Genomic DNA, 18,327 nt, shown 5'->3' with positions numbered 1-18,327 from the left:
TGAATAGAAAACGATAGAGTAAGCTGCTCTTCTCACTCAAATAGTCAGTTGAACGTTAGAAGTTTACTAAGCTTTAAGCACTAAATTGCAGTTGAGAACTGCGAGATTCGGAGATTTTTTGATAAAAATTTTCGATAACTGAAACACGTTGTAAAATACTACTGTCTCTGTTTTCAAGACGTTCACGAACTTGTGCCAAAGTAGCAGTCTCAGTAGTTTGATCTAAGGACCGAGTGGGTGGTTCTGCACTAAAACCATCAACAATTTCATCTAAATTTGGCGTATTGGCTGATATTGCGCTTTCATCATCAACGTTACTCACCAACCCCTGTTGTTCAATGTTATCTGAAATTGCTTGTTTTGCACTTTCGGCTTTCTCTCTAGCAATATCTGATCGCGCTTCAGCAGCTAACTTAGTTGCCTCGCTCGCAACACGTAAATCCTGAGGAGAAGGATCGGCTGGAGCAAGCGCAGCAGCTCTTACTTGTTGCATTTTACGGATAGTTTCTTCAGGCGTATTTTCTTCAGATATATCAATCGACACCTCACCGGCGACCGCATACTGATTACCATCCGGCCCATTCTCATATTCATAAGTGGGTGAAGCGGCATACTGCCCGCCTACGGCACTGTGCGCTTGTTCATGGGCGCGTACCTCAGCATCAGTACTTTTAAGTTCCTCGATTTTCTGTTGATCTGCTAATTGCTGTTGCTGCTGTTTACTTTCGGCATCTTCCTTACCAGCACTGGGATCTTCAGCATTGTCACGGTCAGTTGCATTATCTTGAGTGGGAGCATTCTGAGTCGCATTGTTTTGTTGAGCTTGAGGGCGCTCATAGGTAATTTGTACTTGTTGCCCAGGCGTTTTTACTCGGTCAGACTCAGACCCTAAGCCACTTTCAGCAGCAGAATTCTCGGCATTGGTAGTCTGCGGAATGGTTTCACGTTGCTGATTGTCACGACGCACCGCATCATTACTAATATTATTGGTAGGAAATAATACTGCGGTGGGAGTTGGGGTGACAATATTCATCAGCGATAATCCTACGCCAACTCATCAATAATGCGGCCTACTGTATCGTTGGCAATATCCAATACTTTGCCGGAGGCCAATGCATTACGGCTATTAATTTGTAGAGAGAGTAAGTTATCAGTTAAGGAGTCGCCACCTTGTGGAAGCAATTGGCGGACCTGACCAAGTTGCTGAGTGGCAGCATTAGTTAGCACGTCTTGTGGGGTTTGTTGTTGATTATTCCGCTGCGCAATCGACACTGAAGCCTCAGTAATACCCTGTTGCGCACGATTCAACCCTAGCGTTCCTGATATGATCGCTGAATTTACATTATTAGTTACATCAAATGCCATAGATAACCCCCATTACCTGCACAAATTATAACCTAAACATCTAAAATTGGAAACCTACCAATTATGATGCTGAAGTCACATTTAGCATTTTCAGCAAAACTGCCATAAATTCTTGTGGGTGGGAGATAAAAGGCGCGTGTGAAGCGTGCGGAAAAATATGCATGTTGGTGGATTTTTTTATGCGCTCAATTTCATCCACTACCTTGATGGGAACCAAACTATCAAGACGCCCATATAAGCGATAGATGGGACTCGAAATACGGTCAATATCGATGCGTAAGTCTGTGTCGTCTAAGATGTTTAAACCCGCGTGCAAAGCTTTATCATCGGGAATGGGATATTGCTCAATATGTGACTTTATCAATTTGATATCATCGCGGGCAGATTCACTTCCCATCGCCTGAATAGCCATAAATCTATCGAGTGTTTTACTAAAGTCCTGTTCCAATTGACGGCTAAACATCTGTAAAACATTTTCTTTTATACCGGGCCAATCTTCTGCTTCACAAAACTTAGGGGTACTGGCTACTAATACTAAGTTTTCGCATTTTTCAGGGTAATCAATAGCCAGCTTTTGAGCGACCAAACCGCCCATCGACCAACCGATTAAACTAGACTTGTCGGGCAAGCAATCAACAACCATACTGCATATTGAATCTAGGTCGTATTGCTCGGGTAGAAAATCAGCATTTCGCCCAAACCCCGGCAAATCAAGTAGTGTAATTCTGAAGTGTTGTTCAAGAATATGGCTAACAGGCTCCCAAACCCCGCTATTTAGTCCCCAGCCATGCAGCAATACTAAATTAGGACCTTGGCCGCGGGTTTCGAAAAATAGACGTTCACTCATGAGTTACTCATATACCTGAATAAGGAAAAGTTGTGGATATCATTCACTATTTTAGCTCCAGATGGAATACTAACAAGTGGAACAGTTTTGCTAAAAAAATGCGTATTTGCTTGGAGTTAAACCAACACTGCCTGATATGTCAGCAAAGCAGCGCTTTCCTAATATGTCATTATTGTGAGACGGATATCGATTATTATAAGCTGATTAATTTTCAGCATAATCTGCTCAATAACATGTCAATTCGATTAGGTTTAACAGTAAGCGAATTTGACCAGCTAATTGCCATATCCGACTATCAATGGCCTCTTGCTAATCTAATTACCCAATTAAAATTCAATGCTAAAAGTACCCATGCGCGCGGATTGGCTCAATTATTTTACGATCACGGATTACCCTCAGTGACGAAGTTGCCAGAAGCAATCATTCCAATACCTTTGCACAAAACAAGGTTAGCTCAAAGAAAATACAATCAAGCCGCCGTCATCGCACTAGAAATTGCAAAAATGTCTCAAATACCCTGTCTACCCGATGTGTTACACCGCACTAAAAATACCAGTGCTCAGACCGAATTGAGCGCGTCAGAAAGACAAAAAAATACGCAAGGGGCGTTTACGTTAAATAAAACATTAACGGATGGTATATCTCACATCGCCCTTTTTGATGATGTAATAACAACTGGTGCAACTATTAGTTCTGCAGCAGCGGCTTTGCGCAGTCATTACCCCAAAATGCAAATTGACGCATGGTCAATTTGCATAACACCAAAACGGGAAAAATAATCGGATGCCTAATTACTCATCAATAAAATCAGACATGTAAATGGCATTACTAAACAATCGACTAGTTCCGTACCAAACACCACGGAAGTTGGGATTATTCACAAACCCTATTACTTTGCCTTTACCAAACCGATGCGCAACTATCGCTGCGGAGTCAGAAATCAAGTCTTGGAGTTCATCCGATGTATAACCCGCCATAAGTGGTTTTTCTACGTATTTAGCGACAGTGATAAAAGGTTTTTCAGGCATTAGCAACACATCGTTTGTATTGCGAAAAACAGGCAGTAATTCGCGGCTATAACCAAAACCGAGTGGGTGGCTAAGATCTAACTTGGTTTCAAAAACAGCTCCGGCAATGCGTTGTTTTGCAGCAAAGGCTTCTCTATCTCCGAACATAAGTTTGCTGGCATTGAACGCATCCTTGATTTCAGATTGCTTCATAAACGTGGCTTTTAACCAACCGTTATCACTTAAAAACTTGCTGCCCGATTGTTGACCAATTAACACACCACCGTTATCGACCCAATAAGCGACTTTCTCAATCACTTCACTGGGCAAATCAGAATATTTTCCACTCACCCAAATCATATGTGTGTAGCTGGACATATCCAACTTAGCGAGTCTGTCTTTATCGATGATAGAAACAGGTATTCCTACCCGCGTATCAAGATAATGCCAGGTTTCGCCGGCTTCATATTGATTAACACCTAAACCGCCAACCATCATTACTTTAGGTAATGTAATTGGACGCATTTTAGAGCTCCCCAAATCAATTCCTTGCCCCGTCAATCCACTTTCAATTGACCACACTGGAATATTAAGCTCATTAGATAGTGCGCGCAGTTTCTCCATCATGTCCGATGGCTGCTCCAACCCGGTAGGGATGATAATAGATCCAGAAGAAAAGCTGATAATGCCGCTACTTGTTTTCGCCGAAAAGGGCGTTTCTGCAGCACGAACTTGGATATTATTTTGCAGTAAACGTTGTAATAACTTGGGCGCAAAATAGTCCTGCCAACCGAAGCCATAAGCATAAGCGCCAGCTTTCAAAGCAGGTAGTTTATCTTGTTTTAATTCGGCGGGATGATCTGCGAATGACAGCCTACGGAAATCACCTTTATCTACTTCGGTATATTGAAGATTAAATGCTAGAGGTAAATTCCAATTTGATACGTCGTAAAATGTATTGTCTACAAAACGCTTGCGAGTTGAGAATATAGATTTAACCAAGCGATATCTAGGCTGATCAGTAGGCACAAACAAACTATCTACAGCACTATATGTGACGTCATCAATTTCAGCATCTTTATTCAACGGATAATGTTCAATTTTGTGCTGTTGGAAAATTTTCTTCAATTCATTAAAGCGACTCTTGTCATTACTTTCACTCAGTACATAACCTTTTACTTTGTCATCTTTAATCAATTCATTGGTTTGCTGGTTAAAGCCAGATTGGTATTCAATTAGAGCTTGTTTGTTGGCTAACGCTCCCTTAAATGTAGAGAAAGACGTTGTGACCTGATTTTGGATGGTATCTGAAAAGGCTAATGTTCCATTTACTGTATCTTGTAAATGTCCTCGGCTACTCGCTTGTTCGAACAAGATACCAATAGATCCTAATGCATCAGGATAAGTTGAACCTTTTCCGTAGTAAAAATCGTCATAAGACTCTTGCGTGAAATATAACTGTTTGGTTTCATCTAAAGCGGCGGCATGAAAATCAGCTAATGCTTCGGTGAGTTTTACGTTTTGGTCTGGAGTCCACGGATTTTTACGCGAAGAAATACCGGGCTGGAAAAAGAACGTACTATTGGTGCCCATTTCATGGAAATCCGTCAATACGTGTGGGCGCCATTGTTGATACTGCTTGATACGAGCACGAGACTCAGGATGTGTTAACAGCAACCAATCGCGGTTTAAGTCAAACCAATAATGATTTACTCGCCCTCTTGGCCAGCGTTGGCTGAGTTCTCTATTATTCGGATCGGATACCAGGTTTTGACTTTTATGCATATTAGCCCAATGTGCAAAACGCGCGAGTCCATCGGGATTTATTGCTGGATCAAGCAGTACCACATTGTTATTTAAAAGCTCATCAATTTCTGGTCCTTGGGCTGCCGCCAAGTAGTACGCCACTAACAAGGATGCATTTGAACCGGAAGATTCATCCCCATGCACGCTGTAGCCCATCCACAATATGAGTGGATCACTTTTGTTAGGCGCTTCACCATTTTCAATGACGTTCAAATGTCGCTTTTGAATGCCATCGATATTTTTTTGATTTTCAGGTGAGGTAATCGTCATCAACAACAAGCGGCGATTCTCATGGGTTCTGCCGGTCTCGGTTAGGCTGACACGATCAGATTTCTCAGCCAACACTTCCATATAGCGAACCAGTTGATCATGTCGAACATGCCATGTACCTACAGGAGTACCAAGAATATCGGCTGGCTTGGGAATGTTGCTGTCATAACTAATTGCTTTTGGAAGATAATCTAGATCAGTCAAAGCCAATGCTGAAGAGGATAAAAGTAACAAAAACAGAGTAGTGCAGTAACGCTTTAAATTCATATGAAACTCTTTTCAGTAATTATTATTTTTTTTGAATAGTACAAAAAGTGAAGAAATTTGTTGTTAACGAAATATATAACCCCAAATGAGGCTAAATAGAACTTTCAAAGATTCCTTATAGTATGCATGAAATCTTTGATAGTTAAAAATTTCATAACAGAATCACATTACTTGAGTGTTTTACTCGGGTATTTCTGCTAAACTACCGTCCTAATTTAAGAGCATCAGGAATGAGTGATGATTAAAATTTCTGAAAGTGCACAAGCACACTTCACTAAATTGCTTGAAAAACAAGAGCCTGATTCTAACATCCGGGTTTTTGTGGTTAATCCAGGTACACCAAGCGCTGAATGCGGAGTGTCATACTGTCCACCGGATGCGGTTGAAAAAACAGATGTGCTACTTACATTCAATGGCTTCGACGCGGTAGTTGACCAAGAAAGTGCACCGTTTTTAGAAGAAGCGGAAATTGATTTTGTGACAGATCAGATGGGGTCGCAATTAACATTAAAAGCACCTAATGCAAAAGCACGCAAAGTTGACAGTGACGCTCCTTTAGCAGAGCGTATCAGTTACATGATTGAAGCCGAAATCAATCCGCAACTTGCCAGTCATGGTGGTAAAGTGATGTTGATGGAAATAACTGAGCAAGGCGAAGCCATTCTGCAGTTTGGTGGTGGTTGCAATGGTTGTTCAATGGTTGACGTAACTTTAAAAGACGGTATCGAGAAGCAAATGCTAGAAGCCTTTGCTGGTGAAATAACCGCTGTTAAAGATGCAACCGAACATACTGCCGGTGAGCATTCATACTATTAACCGTTTTACGGCTTTTAGTATGATGTCTATCAATGTTTAAAAGCTGGCTATATAAAATGGGAAATAATCCCCAGAAAAGCTGGACTGATTTTAAACTCGGTCTGGCTTTTTTTATCTCTGGAGTGGTGGGTATTTTCGCAGGTTTACAGCTTTGGATTTGGTTACAAATTCCAGGAGTATTGTTACTCGCCGTAGGTATCTTTTTTGCGGCTAAAGGCTATTTAGGGATTTTTGCTAATCGCTTTTCTCAAACCCTCAGCAACTTAAACGCCGCAAATAATAAAGCCAAACATAGTAACTGGAAAGACTAACACCTCTGGCCGCTAGAAACGCCAACAATGCTATCCATAACGCCCAATTGCCCATATCCTGCCATAACCACCACACTGGGAAATAGACCAACAGGGCGCTGAATATCATGCTATCACGCATTGCTGTGGCACGGGTTAACCCCACAAACACGCCGTCCATTAAAAAGCACCAGTGCGCCACTAACGGTAGCAACCAAATCACCAATAAATATTCACCAGCGGCTTGTTGAAGAGAAGGCAAATCAGTCAAAATCTGAATAATTTGCTTGCCGCCGAAAACAAATACTGCGGCATACACTATTGCAAATGCGCTAGACCAAAAAATCCCTAGAATCACGTTTTCTTTCAGTAATCTGACCTTTTTAGAACCGTCTGCTTCACCAACTTTCGCTTCCACTGCGAAAGCGACAGCATCCAAACCTAACGCAATTAATACAAAAAATTGCATCAATAACGCGTTTACTGCCGCGGCTTGCTCACCGATACGAATACCTTGGAACGTCATGAAAACAAGGCAAGCTTGAAGCGCCAAATTACGAATCAGCATTGCACTATTTAAACGAGTTAAGATGGACAAACTTTTTAAGCCCAACCATGCCATTTTGGGTTTTACCCAATTCGCCCTGAATATAAAGAACAATCCTAAAAACGAGATACAGTATTCAGCAATTACTGTAGCTGCTGCCACTCCCGCCACTTGCCACTCGAGTACATAAACAAAAAATAGGTTTAAGCCGATATTCAGCAGATTGCCAAATACCTGAGTCATCATCACCAGCTTATTTTTTTGCTGTCCAAGCAACCAGCCCATCAAGGCTAAATTAATCAGAGCTGCAGGTGCGCCCCAAATTCGCACGTTAAAATATTCTTTGATAACGGATGAGACCAATTCATTTGCATCTGAAAAATGTAAACTAATGGTCAAAATAGGCTGTTGAAACAAGACCAAGACGGCAGCTATTGTGATCGCACTTAGCATACTTTGATACAGCACTTTAAAACTTGATTGTGTCGATTTCTGTCCTTTTGCCTGAGCGCTAAGCCCGGTTGCAGACATGCGAATAAATCCACAAATCCAGTAAATTTGACTTAAAATCAGAGCGGCTACAGAGGCCCCTGCAAGAAAGTGGCTACCATCCATATGTCCCAGCACCGCAATATCCACAAATCCCATTAAAGGTGCGGTTATATTTGCGAGTAACATAGGAAAAATTAAAGCAATCATTTCTAGATGTGCATTTTTTTGCCAGAATAGGCGTTTTGAAGCAGATGAAGTTGAAAACTCAGACAATGAACATTTCCATGGCGAATAGCAAAATACGTTTTTCTTATTATTTCATTATTTTACTGCTTGGCGGAGTTTTATTTACAACCCATAGTAATGGGCAAAGTGTGGCGTCTGGTCATGGCGTAGTGTTGTTGTATCATCATGTTAGTACCAAAACGCCCGCAAGCACTTCTATCAGCCCAGAAAAATTTTCTGAACATATGGCGTACTTAAAACAGCATCATAGCGTTGTGCCGTTAAAAATGCTGGTAGAAAACATTCAAGATGGAACACCATTACCAAAAGACGCAGTTGCCATAACCTTTGATGACGGATATCAAAATATCTTAGAAAATGCTCATCCGATCCTCAAAAAGTATGATTTCCCCTATACCGTTTTTATCAACCCAGATTTAATTGGCAAAGAAAGTCATCAACTTGATTGGTCACAGATCAAAAAAATGGCGAAACAAGGAGTTAGCTTTGCTAACCATACCCGCATCCACAAACATTTGCTGATTGACAATGAGCAATCTGATTGGTTAAACACAACCATGAAAAACATTGAACATGCAGAACAGAGTATTAAAAACAACAGTGATTTCGACTTAAAATATCTCGCTTATCCTTATGGGGAGTACAACGAATCGTTAAGCCATGCGATTGTTAAAAACGGTTTTGTAGGATTTGGACAACACTCTGGAGCAATTTCTAAACACAGTGATTTTGGTGCGTTACCACGATTTCCAGCCGCAGGGATCTATGCAAACTTAGACACCCTAAAAGTCAAAATGAATAGTTTAGATATGCCTGTCACAAACAAAAGTGTGAACAACCCGCAACGTAGTCGAACCAACAGAAAAGTTTCGCAAAGCATTCAAGTAAATTTGGACGATATGCATAAAAGCCAATTGGCGTGTTTCTTTTCAGGACAAGCAATAGACATCACATGGCAAGAAAATACGTTTAGTTATACTGTGGAAAAGCCATTACCGAGTGGCCGCTCAAGAGTCAATTGTACAGCTCCTAGTATCGCGCATTCTGGAAAGTATTATTGGTTTTCTCAACCTTGGTTTGTACCAGATGAAAATAACAACTGGCCGGACTAAACACATGCAACTTAGAATTGAACAACCGCTTTGTCACCAAGTGTTAACCCTATTAAAAGAACACCATCGGGAAATGTTTGAGCATTCTCCACCGGAAAGTGTGCATGCATTAGATGAGTCCAAATTTAATGCAAAAGATATTACATTTTGGAGTTTGTGGAAGGACAATGAATTAGCCGGTTGCGGTGCGTTGAAAGAACTGAATAACGAACATGGTGAAATTAAGTCAATGCGCACTTCCGCTGGATTTCTTCGTCAAGGTGTTGCAAAGAGGATGTTGGAACACCTTATTGATGAAGCAAAGCTCAGAGGATATCGTCAACTGAGCTTAGAAACGGGTACGATGCAGTTTTTCGCTCCGGCCAGACAACTTTATCAAAATAAAGGCTTTCGCCAATGTACCCCGTTTGCTGACTACATCGAAGATCCGCACAGTGTGTGTATGACACTCAAAATTCAACAATAAGCACAGTATTGAATTAAAAGTGCCTTACAATCTTTAATTTAACTTAAATGCGTGTCAAAAAATGCCAGTGTACGTTGCCACGCAAGCTCTGCCGCAGCTTGATCATAACGACTGGTTGAGTCATTGTGGAATCCATGATTAACACCTTCATAAATATGTGCGATATAGTTGGCATCATTCGCTTTTAAAACTTTTTCATATTCAGGCCAAGTATCATTAACGCGTTTATCTAACCCCGCAAACTGTAACATTATCGGACCTTTCACCTGCTTAACTACATCGTCTTTTCCAGGCGTGCCATAAAAGGGAACCGCTGCGTCAATTTTGTCTGGCATAGTGGCTGCCAACATGTTGCTAATATATCCACCAAAACAAAAACCAACGACACCTAACTTTCCATTGCCCTTTTCATGGGCTTTTAAAAAGTTGGCGGCCGCAACAAAATCTTGCTCTATTTTATCTCTATCCATTGAGCGCTGCATTTGACGCCCCTCATCGTCATTTCCGGGATAGCCACCTAACGGGAACAAAGCATCGGGTGCAAACGCAATATACCCCGATTTTGCCAATCTGCGTGCCACATCTTTAACATAAGGGTTTAGTCCGCGATTTTCATGTACAACCAATACACAGCCTACTTTTTCAGAGAGTGTTTTGGGCATTACTAAATAACCACGACCTTTGCCATGTCCCTTTAGTGACTCGAACTCTTCATAGGTTGCAACAATATCTGGGTCGTTAAACGACACTTGTTCTGCTTTTGCGTAATTCGGGGTTAACGAAGCTGCAATTGTCGAAATAGCTAATCCACTCATCGCTAAGCTAGACAAGCGAGTTATAAAAGTACGTCTATCAATATCTCCGTGCGCATACTCGTCATACCAATCAAAAGCTTGTTGGGGAATTTTAAGCGTAGAGTTACTCATCAGAAATCCTTGTTAACATGTAATAGACCCATCGATATTGATGGGCTGAACAAACTTTACACTAAATTTTTTTGCATGTGAATGTGGGGCAAAAAGCCTACTTTTACCCCTTCTTCACTAGGGCGAGATAAAAAACACGGTTGAAAACCAAACTTAATATAGGTTTTCTGAGCAGCTTGATTATCTTCCATTACATCTAATATCAGCCTAGTTTTACCGAGATTTTTGGCTTGAAGTTCGCAGTAAGTGAGTAACCTGTGAGCGATGCCTTGGCGTCTATGTAACGGCGAAACCGCTAAATGTCCAATACACAAATCTGATTCGCTTGGTGACTGGACCAATTGCGACAGTGCTTCGCTATTATTTAGGATAGCGGCAGTTTCCAGCGCGCCAAAATGAACGACTAAACTCGCTAAAGTTTGTTGTTTAAAATATTCGGGAATAGGAGCTTTCCAATAACTAATGCATCCACATAACTCGCCGTTTTGAAGAAGGACATGCTGATTTTCGAAACCAAACTGTCCATCTGGGAGTTGTAGAGCGGTTTTCAGAAAATCCAAACAAATTTGCTTCTTTTCAGCCACATTCAAGTGTGAATGATGACCGGTTAGCAGACTAATCAGATTATCTGGACCAGACGAAAATAGTAGCTCGGCAAGTGCTTGGTGATCTTGTGCAGTAGCCCGAATAATATCCATTTTGCTTTTGCTACAAGTTAACGATTATAGGCATATCTTTTAAAATTAGTTCACTTTCACTTATCGGTAAAATGCCAGGTTCCATTTTCGGTTTGAAACGACCAATCACCTCACCACGGGGATTTATTACTGTAATTGATGCACTATGATCTACTAAGTAATCTGGGTTGTCTGGGTTATCGCTCATCGCATACATCATGCCCATCGCTCTAACTAAAGGAAATAATTCCTTATGCTCGCCCGAGGTTGCCCAAAAATCCGGATTAAAGAAGTTTACATATTCTTTTAGACGCTCAGCAGAATCACGAGCTGGATCAACTGACAAAAACCACACTTTAATGGGGTTATCAGTTTCTATTGACTGTAATTGCGGATAAATGCTTTTTAATTCAGCCAGTGTGGTGGGGCAGATATCAGGGCAAAACGTATAACCCACAAACGCTAGCGTCCAATTTCCTTCAAGCTGCTGGTTGCTAAAAACATCGCCATTTTGATCATAAAGCGTAAAGTCAGGCAAAGCCCTTTGAACCGGATATTTCTGAAGATATTTCACCTCAGCCACCTCCGGTGGTGCAACTTTAACAGCAAAATATAAACCCGCTGCCAAAGCGACAACGGCGACTAGCCCAACTAAAACGTTTTGTTTCATAGCGTAAATTTTAAATAATGATCAACCAGCAATACAACAAAGAGTACCATCAAGTGAACAATTGAAAAACCAAAGGTTTTCATTGCAGTATTTTCATTACTAGCATATTTCAATTTCCATGCGTAATACATGAAACCTGCATTGAGTAAGCTTGATCCAATCAAATAGATTACACCAGACATACCTGTCAGATAAGGTAACAAACAGACTATCGTCAGAAGTAAGGTGTATAACAGAACGGACGTTTTAGTAAACTCGATACCATGGGTAACAGGTAACATAGGGATTTCGGCTTTGGCGTAATCTTTCACTCGATGAATCGCTAGCGCCCAAAAATGCGGTGGTGTCCAAGTAAATACGATTAACACCAATAGCAACGCATGGGAGTGAATCTCTCCAGTAACCGCAGTCCAGCCTAATAATGGTGGTGCAGCACCAGCTAACCCGCCAATTACAATATTTTGTGGAGTAGCTCGTTTAAGGTACATAGTATAGATAACCGCATAACCTACCAAACTAGCTAAAGTTAGTACTGCTGTAAGTCGATTTACCCAAAGCTCAAGACAAATATATCCAGCTAATCCAAGTACAAAAGCAAACAAGCTCGCACGCTGCGGACTAATTTTACCTTTAGTGACAGGCCGATTAAACGTCCTTGCCATTTTACTATCTATTTTACGATCGACAATGTGGTTGATGACGGCAGCTGATGACGACAACAAGCCTATCCCCCCAAGTCCCGCAATTAGCACTTGCCAACTTACCCATGTTTCAGTCGCTAAACACATTCCTACCAACGCTGTAAGTAGCAGTAGCATAACCACTTTAGGCTTGGTCAGTTCATAGTAATCTCGCCAACTGGCAGATTGCATCGATGTCTTAGCATAATTTGCCTGAAGAGTTTTACTCACCATTGCCTCCTAAGTCTTTCTGTACAAGGTGTAACAAAGTTTCACCATTACTAGTAGCAAACAAGCAGCAATCGCATTGTGCATAACAGCTACTATCAGAGGTAAGCTAAACACGACATTGCTCACCCCAAGCATTACCTGCAATCCCAAAATCAACACTAAACTGATGGATAAATTCTTGATCATCTGTGAAGCTGCGGCCGTATATAGGCGAATTGCTAACCAACACAAATATACGAATGTCACAATCGCGCCAACTCTATGGGTTACATGCATTGTCATCCGTTCAGCCCAATCATGGACACCATATTCGTAATTTTCTGCGTCTGGGATGCTATACGCACCACTAAAATCCAAACGACTTACCCAATCACTTTCGCAAAAGGGAAACTCGGTACAAGCCAAGGCAGCATAGTTTGCCGAAGTCCATCCGCCTAACGCTATTTGCCCAACTAAAATTATGATGCCAACTGCACAATATTTGGCAAAACGTTTCATCTCAGCATCGCCTCCGGGAATTCTATAGGGCGTAATCCTCAGATACAGCAAATACAAACAAGACAAAACTGCGAAACCACCCAGTAAATGCCCCATAACAACCAACGGCATCAGGTTAAGAGTCACTGTCCACATGCCCAGTGCAGCCTGAAAACACACTAAACATAGCAAAAAGAACGGTAATTTTACCGGGCTATGAAACGAGCGTTTTATAAAGCTCACTAAAAAAATTGCTAGGATCAATAAACCTAAAGTGCCAGCGGCGTAGCGATGGATCATTTCGTTCCATGCTTTATGTGCCTCAAATGGACGCTCAGGAAATGCTTCTTGTGCTGCATTTATGTGAGTGTCAGTTGCTGGTACACTCAAATGTCCGTAACAACCAGGCCAATCAGGGCAACCTAAACCGGCATCCGTCAATCGCGTATATGCTCCTAACACAATTACGATGATGGCTAGCACAACTGAAGCCAGCACTAATTTTTTCATTACTATCATTCCCTAACCGATACGCGACAGCTTTAACAACTTGCGTAAATCAGCCAAAATATCGCGACTTTGTTGAATCGCATCTTCTTGTTGTTGTTTTAATGGATACTTAAGAATGACATTTCCCAATGTATCAACAATGAAAATACCATTTGCCGCCCCATCTTTAAACACTTCATTTACATTTTGACTATCTGTCTTTAACACTCTTATATTTGGATGGCGCTGAGTTTCGGTATTTTCGATTTTGGCACTATTTTGTTGTGTTAAAACTAACGGCTCAACGCGGTCAGAATCTTTACCTAGAGCGATCCAGATTTGGTTCATACTATACAAGGCATTTTCGCAACCTTGAGAGCATTCTTCAGGCATGACAAATAACAAACGCCAAAGTGGTTCACGCTCATCCAGTACAGAGCTGATATCCAAAGGTGGAGAGATTAATTCACCTTTGTTAGTGGACGCTTTATTAAACCAATCAAAGGTTAACGCTAAGTAGGCTAGCACTACCGGAAGGACAAACACCAAAAACATAATGATCGGTGTTTTAGATTTTTTATTAAGCGCAACGTCAGACATCTTTTCTTATTTTCCTTTTTCGTAATGCAACGATATAAATAATCACACAAGCAATAGCTAAAGCGAACCATTGGACCGCATAGGCATAATGTTTTTCAGGTGCCATCACCACCGCAACCCAATTTCGCGAAAATCCGATAGGATGTTCTGGATCTAGCTGCAAAACCATGGGTAGCAAATCGGCATCTATAAATGTTGAAATCAAAGACAAATCAATACTTTGCAAGAGTATTGGCCAGTTATCACTCATTGCAGCCGTTTCAGTTACCATAGGATTGACAGTGGGAACGGCGCTGGTCCCATAAAAAACCTGAGAATACGCAGGTAAGTCGAATTTGGGTAGTTTATCTCTATATTGCCCAGATTTTATCCAACCCAAATTTACTAACACTACTCCCAAATCAGTGCTAGCCGGAACTAATACATGAAATCCTACCTGCCCATTTTCAATTCGATTATCAAGCAAAAATGGCTTGTTAACCATAAGCTTTCCAGTAAAACGTATCGGCAAGTCGCGTTTATCTTGTTGCCCTAATACATCTTCTAAAGCTAAAGGATTGTTGCTCTTGCGCAATTCTATTTGCTGCAAACGCACTTCCTTTTGTTGCGCCCTTTGTAGTTGCCATACACCTAAAGAACATAAGATTATGACTGCCACCAAGACTAAAAATGTGGCAAAGTAAGGATGCTTTGGAAGATTTGATTTGTTTGCCATAACTTAGAGGAGTGATCGATTTTGCTAGTCAAACTGATCGTGGGCGGATTGTTGATATTTATGCTCTACAACCTTTTTCTCGCCATGATAATAATGTTAAAAAGCGACCCTAACCAGCCTCCTATGAGTAAATTTATCGGTCGAAGGGTTCTAACCTCGGCGATAATTGTAATATTGCTGTTGCTGGCTGTCGCGACAGGATTGATAACTCCGAATCCGCGCCCCTATTAGGGACGCGTTACTTTTTATTTCTACAGAATATAAACGAAGAAGAACAACATTACCCATACTACATCAACAAAATGCCAGTACCAGCTACCTGCTTGGAAAGCAAAGTGATTCTCTGGAGTAAAGTGACCTTTCAGAATGCGTAAAAACAGCACAATCAAGATAATCGTACCTAACGTTACATGCATGCCGTGAAAGCCTGTCAATAGGAAGAAGGTATTTCCGTAAATTCCTGATTGGAGCGTTAAATTCATCTCACGATAGGCATGTACATATTCTTCCACCTGAAGCACCAAGAAAAAGAGGCCTAACAAAATCGTTACCGCCATAAATGCAATCAATTTAGTACGCTGCTGCTTTTCAAGTGCTACGTGTGCGAAGTGGCAGGTAACTGAAGAAATTAACAAAATTATGGTGTTGTATAAGGGTAAACCCATCCAGCCCATCGCTGTGGTTTCAACGCCACCTGGGGTTTTCGTGAGTGGCCAAATTGCTTCAAAGTTAGGCCAAAGCACTTCTGCTGTCATGGCGTTGTTGCTGGCACCGTCAAGCCAAGGCAAAGCGATCACCCGAGCATAAAACAATGCACCGAAGAAGGCTGCAAAGAACATCACTTCTGAAAAGATAAACCAAGCCATGCCTTGTCTGTAAGAACGACCAAGCTGCGCACTATACAGGCCCGACATAGATTCATGAATTTGATTTCTAAACCAGCCAACTAACATGAAAATCAACGTGGCAATACCTGCTAGGAGAGTCCAGCCCCCATAACCACTTTCACCTTTAGTTTGTTCAATTACAAAATTTCCAGCACCATAGGCAATTAGAAATAATGCCACCGCTCCGACAATTGGCCACGGACTCTGGTCTGGAACATAATATTTTTCGTACACTTGTTCTTGCTGTTGTTGTGCCATTTTGATTTCCTATTATCCCTGATTCATTGCAACGCCTTCGGCACTCGCCGTTACGTCATACAAGGTATATTGAAGGGTAAAAAACTTAATATCTTTGGGGAGCTGTGGATCTACATAAAACTTCATTGGCATAATCGCTTCTTCACCAGCATTTAAAGGCTGATTGTTAAAACAAAAGCATTCCGTTTTATTCATATACAGCGCCGCAGTACCGGGCGAAACTGATGGAACAGCCTGAGCAACATAACTTTTAGTTGTATTGTTTTTTACGTAGAAATCCACTTGATTCATTTCCCCCGGATACACTTCCACTTTGCGAGTTTGTGCTTTGAACTCCCAAGGCATACCGGTGTTCGTGCGGGTGATAAATTCAATTGTAATAGTACGCGAACGATCTATTTCAATGGATTCATATACAGCTGCTGTGTCGCTGGTTTTGCCGTTAATTCCAGTTATCTGACAAAAAACTTCATATAAAGGAACCAACGCAAATGCAAAACCAAACATACCAATCACAACAACAACTAGCTTTATTACCAGCTTGCTGTTGTTGGATTGCGTATTGTGCGAATTATCAGTCATTATTTATTACGACTTATTTAATCACTGGTGGTGTTTCAAACGTATGATAAGGCGCCGGAGAAGGTATCTCCCATTCCAAACCTTCTGCACCTTCCCATACTTGATCAGATACAGGTTCACCCTTTTTACGGCAGGCTTTAATCAACAACGCTAGGAATATCAATTGCGATAAACCAAACGCAAAACCACCTAAGCTGATCCATTTATTAAAATCTGCAAACTGCAATGCGTAGTCAGGAATACGACGAGGCATCCCCGCCAAACCGACAAAATGCATAGGGAAGAACAATACGTTGACTGAAATCAATGAGCACCAGAAATGCCATTTGGCTAACGTTATATCAAACATCTTTCCAGTCCACTTAGGAAGCCAATAATAAACCGCTGCCATAATTGAGAAGATCGCCCCCGTCACCAGAACGTAATGGAAGTGTGCAACCACGAAGTAAGTATCGTGATATTGGAAGTCAACTGGAACAATTGCCAGCATCAATCCTGAGAGTCCTCCGATCGTAAATAGTACGATAAACGCGAGCGCAAACAACATGGGCACTTCGAATGTTAAAGAGCCTCGCCACATTGTCGCAACCCAGTTAAAGACTTTCACACCTGTTGGCACCGATATCAGCATGGTCGCAAACATAAAGAACAATTCTGCTCCCACCGGCATACCTGTGGTAAACATATGGTGTGCCCAAACGATAAATGATAACAAGGCGATTGATGTGGTTGCATATACCATGGACGCATACCCAAACAGTTTCTTACGGGAAAACGTAGGGATAATCGCCGAAATGATACCAAATGCCGGTAATATCATGATGTAAACTTCTGGATGACCGAAGAACCAGAAAATATGCTGGAACATAACCGGATCACCACCTCCCGAGGCACTAAAGAAGCTTGTGCCAAAGAATTTGTCGGTCAATACCATGGTCACAGCACCTGCCAAAACAGGCATTACTGCAATCAACAAAAAGGCAGTTATCAACCACGTCCACACAAACAACGGCATCTTCATCCATGTCATGCCAGGGGCACGCATATTGAAGATAGTCACGATGACATTAATTGCTCCCATAATGGAAGAAATACCCATTATATGTACCGAGAACACAAATAATGCAGTCGTGTCATTACTATAAGTTGTGGATAGCGGAGCATAGAAAGTCCAACCAAACGCTGGGCCGCCCCCCTCCATAAATAACGAAGCAAGCAAAATGCTAAATGCCATCGGCAATATCCAAAAGCTCCAGTTATTCATTCTTGGCAAAGCCATATCTGGTGCGCCAATCATCATTGGAACAAGCCAGTTAGCTAAGCCAGTGAAGGCTGGCATAACAGCGCCGAAAACCATAATAAGGCCATGCACAGTAGTCATTTGGTTGAAGAAATTAGGATCGACGATTTGCAGTCCTGGCTGAAACAATTCTGCGCGGATTACCATAGCCATGGCACCGCCGATTAAAAACATAATAAATGCAAACCAAAGGTAAAGCGTTCCTATGTCTTTATGATTTGTAGTATATAACCAACGTTTAATGCCGCTGGGAGCATGATGGTGATGATCGTCATGACCGAGTTCTGTTGTCGCTGTGCTCATA

At 41.5% G+C, this 18,327-nt stretch carries 21 protein-coding genes; 6 read left to right on the top strand and 15 right to left on the bottom strand.

Annotated features, from left to right (window positions below; all coding sequences use genetic code 11):
* Window positions 1-73: 73 nt before the first annotated feature.
* From GLIP_RS17980 to bioH, 3 genes are all read right to left on the bottom strand, one after another.
* Complete coding sequence (locus GLIP_RS17980) at window positions 74-1,033, bottom strand: putative metalloprotease CJM1_0395 family protein (protein WP_008846115.1); 960 nt, start codon at window positions 1,031-1,033, stop codon at window positions 74-76.
* Between the two features lie 11 nt (window positions 1,034-1,044).
* Complete coding sequence (locus GLIP_RS17975) at window positions 1,045-1,365, bottom strand: hypothetical protein (RefSeq protein ID WP_008846114.1); 321 nt, start codon at window positions 1,363-1,365, stop codon at window positions 1,045-1,047.
* Window positions 1,366-1,426: 61 nt separating this feature from the next.
* The gene (gene bioH / locus GLIP_RS17970) at window positions 1,427-2,212 is read right to left on the bottom strand and encodes a pimeloyl-ACP methyl ester esterase BioH (protein ID WP_008846113.1); all 786 of its coding nucleotides are present in this window, start codon (window positions 2,210-2,212) and stop codon (window positions 1,427-1,429) included.
* Window positions 2,213-2,445: 233 nt separating this feature from the next.
* Here bioH and GLIP_RS17965 point away from each other — a divergent pair, with 233 nt between their 5' ends.
* Entirely contained in the window at window positions 2,446-2,991 is a 546-nt protein-coding gene (locus GLIP_RS17965) for a ComF family protein (protein ID WP_153886370.1), read from the top strand.
* 12 nt (window positions 2,992-3,003) lie between these two features.
* Here the strand turns inward: GLIP_RS17965 and GLIP_RS17960 are convergent, their stop codons facing one another.
* On the bottom strand, window positions 3,004-5,562 hold the full coding sequence (locus GLIP_RS17960) for a M14 family metallopeptidase (protein ID WP_008846111.1): 2,559 nt from the start codon (window positions 5,560-5,562) through the stop codon (window positions 3,004-3,006).
* 237 nt (window positions 5,563-5,799) lie between these two features.
* Here GLIP_RS17960 and nfuA point away from each other — a divergent pair, with 237 nt between their 5' ends.
* Together nfuA and GLIP_RS17950 are read left to right on the top strand one after the other, a co-directional pair.
* Window positions 5,800-6,378, top strand: a complete 579-nt coding sequence (gene nfuA / locus GLIP_RS17955; protein WP_008846110.1) for a Fe-S biogenesis protein NfuA — start codon at window positions 5,800-5,802, stop codon at window positions 6,376-6,378.
* Between the two features lie 56 nt (window positions 6,379-6,434).
* On the top strand, window positions 6,435-6,689 hold the full coding sequence (locus tag GLIP_RS17950; RefSeq protein ID WP_052155009.1) for a hypothetical protein: 255 nt from the start codon (window positions 6,435-6,437) through the stop codon (window positions 6,687-6,689).
* Here GLIP_RS17950 and GLIP_RS17945 read toward each other — a convergent pair.
* Complete coding sequence (locus GLIP_RS17945) at window positions 6,634-7,980, bottom strand: MATE family efflux transporter (RefSeq protein ID WP_008846109.1); 1,347 nt, start codon at window positions 7,978-7,980, stop codon at window positions 6,634-6,636. The two genes, GLIP_RS17950 and GLIP_RS17945, sit on opposite strands and share 56 nt — an antisense overlap.
* Here GLIP_RS17945 and GLIP_RS17940 point away from each other — a divergent pair.
* On the top strand, window positions 7,959-9,065 hold the full coding sequence (locus GLIP_RS17940) for a polysaccharide deacetylase family protein (RefSeq protein ID WP_226992249.1): 1,107 nt from the start codon (window positions 7,959-7,961) through the stop codon (window positions 9,063-9,065). The two genes, GLIP_RS17945 and GLIP_RS17940, sit on opposite strands and share 22 nt — an antisense overlap.
* A 4-nt stretch (window positions 9,066-9,069) precedes the next feature.
* Window positions 9,070-9,531 (top strand): GNAT family N-acetyltransferase, encoded by a 462-nt coding sequence (locus GLIP_RS17935; protein ID WP_008846107.1) that lies wholly within the window; start codon window positions 9,070-9,072, stop codon window positions 9,529-9,531.
* Between the two features lie 38 nt (window positions 9,532-9,569).
* Here the strand turns inward: GLIP_RS17935 and GLIP_RS17930 are convergent, their stop codons facing one another.
* The 7 genes from GLIP_RS17930 to GLIP_RS17900 are packed head-to-tail and all read right to left on the bottom strand — an operon-like array spanning window position 9,570 to window position 14,996.
* On the bottom strand, window positions 9,570-10,457 hold the full coding sequence (locus GLIP_RS17930) for a dienelactone hydrolase family protein (RefSeq protein ID WP_008846106.1): 888 nt from the start codon (window positions 10,455-10,457) through the stop codon (window positions 9,570-9,572).
* Between the two features lie 56 nt (window positions 10,458-10,513).
* A complete protein-coding gene (locus tag GLIP_RS17925) occupies window positions 10,514-11,155 on the bottom strand; it encodes a GNAT family N-acetyltransferase (protein WP_008846105.1) in 642 nt (213 codons plus the stop codon).
* A gap of 10 nt (window positions 11,156-11,165) precedes the next feature.
* The gene (locus GLIP_RS17920; protein ID WP_008846104.1) at window positions 11,166-11,804 is read right to left on the bottom strand and encodes an SCO family protein; all 639 of its coding nucleotides are present in this window, start codon (window positions 11,802-11,804) and stop codon (window positions 11,166-11,168) included.
* Entirely contained in the window at window positions 11,801-12,718 is a 918-nt protein-coding gene (cyoE, locus tag GLIP_RS17915; RefSeq protein ID WP_008846103.1) for a heme o synthase, read from the bottom strand. Before cyoE ends, GLIP_RS17920 begins: the two co-directional genes overlap by 4 nt.
* A gap of 6 nt (window positions 12,719-12,724) precedes the next feature.
* Entirely contained in the window at window positions 12,725-13,702 is a 978-nt protein-coding gene (locus GLIP_RS17910; RefSeq protein WP_008846102.1) for a COX15/CtaA family protein, read from the bottom strand.
* Window positions 13,703-13,714: 12 nt separating this feature from the next.
* Complete coding sequence (locus GLIP_RS17905) at window positions 13,715-14,281, bottom strand: hypothetical protein (RefSeq protein WP_008846101.1); 567 nt, start codon at window positions 14,279-14,281, stop codon at window positions 13,715-13,717.
* Window positions 14,274-14,996 carry an SURF1 family protein gene (locus GLIP_RS17900; RefSeq protein ID WP_008846100.1) on the bottom strand — a complete coding sequence of 241 codons (723 nt, stop codon included), beginning with the start codon at window positions 14,994-14,996 and terminating at the stop codon, window positions 14,274-14,276. Before GLIP_RS17900 ends, GLIP_RS17905 begins: the two co-directional genes overlap by 8 nt.
* Before the next feature lie 21 nt (window positions 14,997-15,017).
* Here GLIP_RS17900 and GLIP_RS17895 point away from each other — a divergent pair, with 21 nt between their 5' ends.
* Complete coding sequence (locus GLIP_RS17895) at window positions 15,018-15,227, top strand: DUF2909 domain-containing protein (protein ID WP_040523472.1); 210 nt, start codon at window positions 15,018-15,020, stop codon at window positions 15,225-15,227.
* Window positions 15,228-15,247: 20 nt separating this feature from the next.
* Here GLIP_RS17895 and GLIP_RS17890 read toward each other — a convergent pair whose 3' ends face one another.
* Genes GLIP_RS17890 through ctaD form a run of 3 tightly spaced genes read right to left on the bottom strand, consistent with a single transcriptional unit; the run spans window position 15,248 to window position 18,326 of the window.
* On the bottom strand, window positions 15,248-16,141 hold the full coding sequence (locus GLIP_RS17890; RefSeq protein WP_008846099.1) for a cytochrome c oxidase subunit 3: 894 nt from the start codon (window positions 16,139-16,141) through the stop codon (window positions 15,248-15,250).
* A 12-nt stretch (window positions 16,142-16,153) separates the two neighbouring features.
* Window positions 16,154-16,723 (bottom strand): cytochrome c oxidase assembly protein, encoded by a 570-nt coding sequence (locus tag GLIP_RS17885; protein ID WP_008846098.1) that lies wholly within the window; start codon window positions 16,721-16,723, stop codon window positions 16,154-16,156.
* 13 nt (window positions 16,724-16,736) lie between these two features.
* Window positions 16,737-18,326 carry a cytochrome c oxidase subunit I gene (gene ctaD, locus GLIP_RS17880; protein WP_008846097.1) on the bottom strand — a complete coding sequence of 530 codons (1,590 nt, stop codon included), beginning with the start codon at window positions 18,324-18,326 and terminating at the stop codon, window positions 16,737-16,739.
* Window position 18,327 lies beyond the last annotated feature (1 nt).

Source organism: Aliiglaciecola lipolytica E3, from assembly GCF_000314975.1.
GTDB lineage: Bacteria > Pseudomonadota > Gammaproteobacteria > Enterobacterales > Alteromonadaceae > Aliiglaciecola > Aliiglaciecola lipolytica.
The sequence above is the reverse complement of the archived record's forward strand: the minus strand, read 5'-3'. Positions and strand labels throughout refer to the sequence as shown.

What these genes read in the sequence shown, in the direction of transcription:
- GLIP_RS17980 (WP_008846115.1), bottom strand. Translation starts at nt 1,033, where the DNA reads ATGAATATTGTCACCCCAACTCCCACCGCAGTATTATTTCCTACCAAT.
- GLIP_RS17975 (WP_008846114.1), bottom strand. Translation starts at nt 1,365, where the DNA reads ATGGCATTTGATGTAACTAATAATGTAAATTCAGCGATCATATCAGGA.
- bioH (WP_008846113.1), bottom strand. Translation starts at nt 2,212, where the DNA reads ATGAGTGAACGTCTATTTTTCGAAACCCGCGGCCAAGGTCCTAATTTA.
- GLIP_RS17965 (WP_153886370.1), top strand. Translation starts at nt 2,446, where the DNA reads ATGTCAATTCGATTAGGTTTAACAGTAAGCGAATTTGACCAGCTAATT.
- GLIP_RS17960 (WP_008846111.1), bottom strand. Translation starts at nt 5,562, where the DNA reads ATGAATTTAAAGCGTTACTGCACTACTCTGTTTTTGTTACTTTTATCC.
- nfuA (WP_008846110.1), top strand. Translation starts at nt 5,800, where the DNA reads ATGATTAAAATTTCTGAAAGTGCACAAGCACACTTCACTAAATTGCTT.
- GLIP_RS17950 (WP_052155009.1), top strand. Translation starts at nt 6,435, where the DNA reads ATGGGAAATAATCCCCAGAAAAGCTGGACTGATTTTAAACTCGGTCTG.
- GLIP_RS17940 (WP_226992249.1), top strand. Translation starts at nt 7,959, where the DNA reads ATGAAGTTGAAAACTCAGACAATGAACATTTCCATGGCGAATAGCAAA.
- GLIP_RS17935 (WP_008846107.1), top strand. Translation starts at nt 9,070, where the DNA reads ATGCAACTTAGAATTGAACAACCGCTTTGTCACCAAGTGTTAACCCTA.
- GLIP_RS17930 (WP_008846106.1), bottom strand. Translation starts at nt 10,457, where the DNA reads ATGAGTAACTCTACGCTTAAAATTCCCCAACAAGCTTTTGATTGGTAT.
- GLIP_RS17925 (WP_008846105.1), bottom strand. Translation starts at nt 11,155, where the DNA reads ATGGATATTATTCGGGCTACTGCACAAGATCACCAAGCACTTGCCGAG.
- GLIP_RS17920 (WP_008846104.1), bottom strand. Translation starts at nt 11,804, where the DNA reads ATGAAACAAAACGTTTTAGTTGGGCTAGTCGCCGTTGTCGCTTTGGCA.
- cyoE (WP_008846103.1), bottom strand. Translation starts at nt 12,718, where the DNA reads ATGGTGAGTAAAACTCTTCAGGCAAATTATGCTAAGACATCGATGCAA.
- GLIP_RS17910 (WP_008846102.1), bottom strand. Translation starts at nt 13,702, where the DNA reads ATGAAAAAATTAGTGCTGGCTTCAGTTGTGCTAGCCATCATCGTAATT.
- GLIP_RS17905 (WP_008846101.1), bottom strand. Translation starts at nt 14,281, where the DNA reads ATGTCTGACGTTGCGCTTAATAAAAAATCTAAAACACCGATCATTATG.
- GLIP_RS17900 (WP_008846100.1), bottom strand. Translation starts at nt 14,996, where the DNA reads ATGGCAAACAAATCAAATCTTCCAAAGCATCCTTACTTTGCCACATTT.
- GLIP_RS17890 (WP_008846099.1), bottom strand. Translation starts at nt 16,141, where the DNA reads ATGGCACAACAACAGCAAGAACAAGTGTACGAAAAATATTATGTTCCA.
- GLIP_RS17885 (WP_008846098.1), bottom strand. Translation starts at nt 16,723, where the DNA reads ATGACTGATAATTCGCACAATACGCAATCCAACAACAGCAAGCTGGTA.
- ctaD (WP_008846097.1), bottom strand. Translation starts at nt 18,326, where the DNA reads ATGAGCACAGCGACAACAGAACTCGGTCATGACGATCATCACCATCAT.